This is a genomic window from Achromobacter sp. 2789STDY5608615 (genome assembly GCF_001298995.1).
GTDB lineage: Bacteria > Pseudomonadota > Gammaproteobacteria > Burkholderiales > Burkholderiaceae_B > Achromobacter > Achromobacter insuavis.
In genome coordinates, this window is the sequence record NZ_CYTY01000056.1 from 28,590 (window position 1) to 33,256 (window position 4,667).

At 69.3% G+C, this 4,667-nt stretch carries 3 protein-coding genes; 2 read left to right on the top strand and 1 reads right to left on the bottom strand.

The annotated features are described in order from the left end of the window. Window positions 1–1,402, bottom strand: a 1,402-nt coding sequence (locus AOZ49_RS28915; protein ID WP_082380626.1) for a TerC family protein, incomplete at its 3' end; no start/stop codon positions are given. 590 nt (window positions 1,403–1,992) lie between these two features. Between AOZ49_RS28915 and AOZ49_RS28920 the strand changes: the two genes are divergently transcribed. After that, window positions 1,993–2,730 (top strand): gluconate 2-dehydrogenase subunit 3 family protein, encoded by a 738-nt coding sequence (locus AOZ49_RS28920; protein WP_054435328.1) that lies wholly within the window; start codon window positions 1,993–1,995, stop codon window positions 2,728–2,730. Continuing rightward, window positions 2,723–4,495, top strand: a complete 1,773-nt coding sequence (locus tag AOZ49_RS28925; RefSeq protein WP_054479283.1) for a GMC family oxidoreductase — start codon at window positions 2,723–2,725, stop codon at window positions 4,493–4,495. The genes AOZ49_RS28920 and AOZ49_RS28925 overlap by 8 nt, the downstream gene beginning before the upstream one ends. Window positions 4,496–4,667: the final 172 nt, after the last annotated feature.

Below are 4,667 nucleotides of genomic sequence, written 5' to 3' on the forward strand. Positions count from 1 at the left end.
CATCGGCCAGGTCCGCCACCTCCAGCACCCGCGCCGCCTCGGCCAGGGCCAGGCGCCCGTCGAGCAGCCACGAGCCGTCGGACAGTTGCAGCGCCTCGGGCGGCGCCTCGCTGTCCTCCGGCAGCTCGCCGGCCACCGCGGTCAGCACGTCCATCGGCGTCACCAGCCCTTCGCACACGCCGTGTTCGTCGACCACGATCAACATGTGGTCGCGCGAGGCGCGCAGTTCTTCCAGCACCTTCAGCACCGGCGTGGTCTCCATCACGTAGCGTGGCTCGCGCGCCAGCTCGACCAGGTCGATCGGGCCCGGGTTCTGCAACAGCGGCAGCAGGTCCTTGAAGTGCAGCACGCCCAGCACGTTGGCCGGATCGCCGGCGCACAGCGGCAGGCGCGAGTGGCCCGAGGCGAACTTGCGCACGATCACGTCGGGCGTATCGGCCACGTCCAGCCAGATCATCTCGCCGCGCGCCACCATGATGGCGCGCACGTCGTGCCCGCCGATGGCCAGCACGCGTTCGATCATGGAGCTTTCCTCCGGCGCGAAGGCCGGCTCCTCGCCGGCGCCGTCCACCAGCGCCACCACGTCATCGGCCTGCTGCGACGCCTGGCCGCCACGGCCGGCGCGCAACAGCCGCAGCACGGCCTGCGCGGTGCGCTGGCGGCGGCCCAGGGCGTGCGTGCCCTTGGCCCGGTTGCGGCGCGCCAGCTGGTTGCACAGCTCGATCAGGATCGAGAAGCCGATCGCGGCGTACAGGTAGCCCTTGGGCACGTGGAAGCCCAGGCCTTCGGCCACCAGGCTGAAGCCGATCATCAGCAGCAGGCCCAGGCACAGGATCACCACGGTCGGGTGACGCGCCACGAAGCCCATCAGCGGGCGGCTGGCCAGCATCATCACGGCCATCGCCACCACCACCGCGATCATCATGATGCTCAGGTCCTGCACCATGCCGACCGCCGTGATCACCGAGTCCAGCGAAAATACCGCGTCCAGCACCACGATCTGCAGGATCACCTGCCAGAACACGGCGTGCTGCACCTTCTGGCCGCTGTCGTGGCCGCTGCTGCCCTCGACGCGCTCGTGCAGCTCCATGGTGCCCTTGAACAACAGGAACAGGCCGCCCAGGATCAGGATCAGGTCGCGCCCCGAGATCTCGGCGCCCAGCACGGTGAACAGCGGCGCCGTCAGGGTCACCACCCAGGCGATGCTGGCCAGCAGGCCCAGCCGCATCAGCATGGCCAGCGTCAGGCCGATCATGCGGGCGCGGTTGCGCTGCGCCGGCGGCAGCTTGTCGGCCAGGATGGCAATGAACACCAGGTTGTCGATACCCAGCACGATTTCAAGAATGACCAGCGTCGCCAGGCCAAGCCAGGCGGTCGGGTCGGACATCCAGTCGAAGATCATCAACGTTCCACAAGAAGGATCAGGATCGAGTGCGCGCGGGCGTCCGGCAAAGGCGGCGCCATCGCAAGGGACGGACTCGGACAGAATAGATCAGGCGCGCGGGTCCGGGTGGGACGCGCGGGCGGTGTCGGACGGATCGGCGGCGGCGCGCGCCCGCCTATGCGAGGCGTGGGCGCTGCCGCGAGATCGTGTGGAACCGACCGGGAACGGCCGGATGCCGGAAGTCGGCAGGGAGGGGAAACCGGGCGCCGCCACGTGAGCGGCGCCGTACTAGGAGGCGGGTCGTCGGTCATAGATGGCGAAACCGTCCGCGCTTGCCGGGCAAGCGCAGGCCGCGTGTTCCGCCGTGCTCTCATTCTTTCAGGAACCTGAATATTAGCTGAAATGCAGCAGTCGGAAAAATTTGGGTTGGCCCGCATCGGGGAGTTGTCGCCGCCCCCAGATCGGTGACACACTCAGTGCACGTACACATAGGCTGTCGCGGGATCCCTTTCACTCGGGAGCCAAACGCTCCGGAGGTCGTCGCCTCGCGGGCCGCAGCGCCGTGGGGCCGGCCTCGCCGGACGTCGGCTCCGCCGCTGGAGCGATGAATGAAAGACCAACCTGTTTCCGCACGGCGCGGGCTGCTCAAAGCCCTGGCCGTGGGCGTGCCCGGCGCCGTCTGGGCGCCCCACGCCGCCGCCGCGCCCGACCCCATGGCCGCCCCGGCCGCCGCCCCGCCCAACCGCACGCTCAAGTTCTTCAACGCCCAGGAAGCCCTGGCGATGGACGCCATCGCCGCGCGCCTGATCCCGGCCGACGAGCTCGGCCCCGGCGCCAAGGAAGCCGGCGTGACCCAGTTCCTCGACGGCCAGCTGGCGGGCGCCTGGGGCGCGGGCGAGCAGTTCTACCGCCAGGGGCCGTTCGAGGCCGGCACGCCCGAACAGGGCTACCAGCTGTCATTCACGCCCGCCGAGATGTTCCGGCGCGGCCTGGCGGCGCTGGACGCCGCCGCCCGCAAGCAGGACGGCAAGCCCTACGCCGAACTGGACGCCCAGCGCCAGGACGCCTGGCTGCACGACATGCAGGCCGGCAAGCCGGATTTTTCGCCGCTGCCGTCGGCCGTGTTCTTCCAGGCCCTGCTGGACGCCACCATCGAGGGCTTTTTCTCCGACCCGCTGTATGGCGGCAACATCGACATGGTGGGCTGGAAGCTGGTGGGCTTTCCCGGCGCCTACGCCTCGTTCTCCAACGACATCGAGCGCCACGGCGTGATCTGGGCCGGCCGGCCCGTGTCCATCGCCAATGCCCGCGTGCACACGATGAAACCGGGAGACGGCCATGGCTAAGACGCTCCCCCCGGTGGACGTGGCGATCGTCGGCGGCGGCTGGACCGGCGCCATCATCGGCAAGGAACTGGCCGCGGCGGGCCAGCGCGTGGTGGTGCTGGAACGCGGCGAGGCGCGCTGGCCCTCGCCCGATTTCCAGGGCCCCTACGTCCACGACGAACTGAAGTACACGCGGCGCCACGAATTGCACCAGAACGCGGCCACCGAGACCTTCACCTTCCGCAACAACACCGACCAGAAGGCGCTGCCGATGCGGCGCTGGCAGTTCGCCTATCCCGGCACCCACCTGGGCGGCGCCGGCAACCACTGGTCGGGCGCCTACTACCGCTTCGACCCCACCGACTTCCGCCTGCGCAGCCACTACACCGAACGCTATGGCGCCAAGATCTTCGACCCGGAACTGACCTGCCAGGACTGGCCGCTGACCTACGACGAACTGGAGCCGTACTTCGACCGCTACGACTACCTGATCGGCGCCTCCGGCCAGGCCGGCAACCTCAAGGGCCAGAAGCAGGAAGGCGGCAACCCGTTCGAGCCCTGGCGCTCGCGGCCCTACCCCAATCCGCCCATGAAGGTGCCGTATGCGCCGGCCCTGTTCGGCGAGGCGGCGCGCAAGCTCGGCTACCACCCCTACGTGCAGCCGTCCGCGCTCTGTACCCGGCCCTACGTGAACAGCGAAGGCCTGCACATGAGCGCCTGTGTGTATTGCGGCTTCTGTTCCAACTTCGGCTGCGAGCACTTCGCCAAGGCCTCGCCGCAGGTCTGTATCCTGCCGGTGGCGATGAAGCTGCCGACCTTCGAGATCCGCACCGGCGCGCACGTGCTGCGGGTCGAGCTGACGCCCGACAAGCAGCGCGCGCGCGGCGTGACCTACGTGGACGCGGCCGGCGCCGAGATGTTCCAGCCGGCCGAGATCGTGGTGCTGTGCGCCTTCGGCATCAACAACGTGCGCCTGCTGCTGCTGTCCGGCATCGGCCAGCCCTACGACCCGGTGACCGACAAGGGCGTGGTGGGCCGCAACTACACGCACCAGACCACCTCCGGCGTGAACCTGTTCTTCGACGAATCCGTGAACATCAATCCGTTCATGGGCGCCGGCGCCGTGGCGGTCACCATGGACGACTTCAGCGCCGACAACTTCGATCATGGCCCGCACGGCTTCGTCGGCGGCGGCTACCTGCAGATCCAGGTGGTCAGCGGCGCGCCGATCGGCTTTCACCCCACGCCCAAGGGCACGCCGGGCTGGGGCGCCGAGTGGAAGAAAGCGGTCAAGCGCTACTACAACCACGCCGCCAACATCACCATCACCGGCTCGGCCCAGCCCTGGCGCGGCGGCTACCTCAGCCTGGATCCCACCTACAAGGATGCCTGGGGCCTGCCGCTGCTGCGCGTGACCTACGACTTCCCCGACAACGACATCCGCATGTCGGCGTTCCTGACCGAGCGCGGCGACGAGATCGGCCGCGCCATGAAGGGCGTGACCCAGACCGAGCCCGGACCGCGCAAGCGGCCGTTCTCGGCCACGGTGTACCAGTCGACCCACCTGACCGGCGGCGCGGCCATGGGCAGCGATCCTGCCACCAGCGTGGTCAACCGCTACGGCCAGTCGTGGGACGTGCCCAACGTCTTCGTCACGGGCGCGGCGCTGTTTCCCCAGAACTCGGGCTACAACCCCACGGGCACGGTGGGCGCCACCGCCTACTGGATCGTCGAGAAAATCAAGGCGGACTACCTGCGTTCGCCGGGACGGCTGGTGTCATCATGATCGAACATCGCAACGGCATCCTCATCGCGGTGGCGCTGATGGTGGGCGTGCCCGCCATCACCCTGATCGCCACCCTGCACCAGATGTTCGGCACCGGCGGCGACGGCCCGATCCGCGCCTCCGCCGTGCAGGCCCCGCCCGCGCCGGCCCAGCCCGCCGCGCCGGCCGCACC

Coding starts and splice junctions, on each gene's coding strand:
- AOZ49_RS28925 (WP_054479283.1), top strand. CDS start 2,723: ATGGCTAAGACGCTCCCCCCGGTGGACGTGGCGATCGTCGGCGGCGGC.
- AOZ49_RS28920 (WP_054435328.1), top strand. CDS start 1,993: ATGAAAGACCAACCTGTTTCCGCACGGCGCGGGCTGCTCAAAGCCCTG.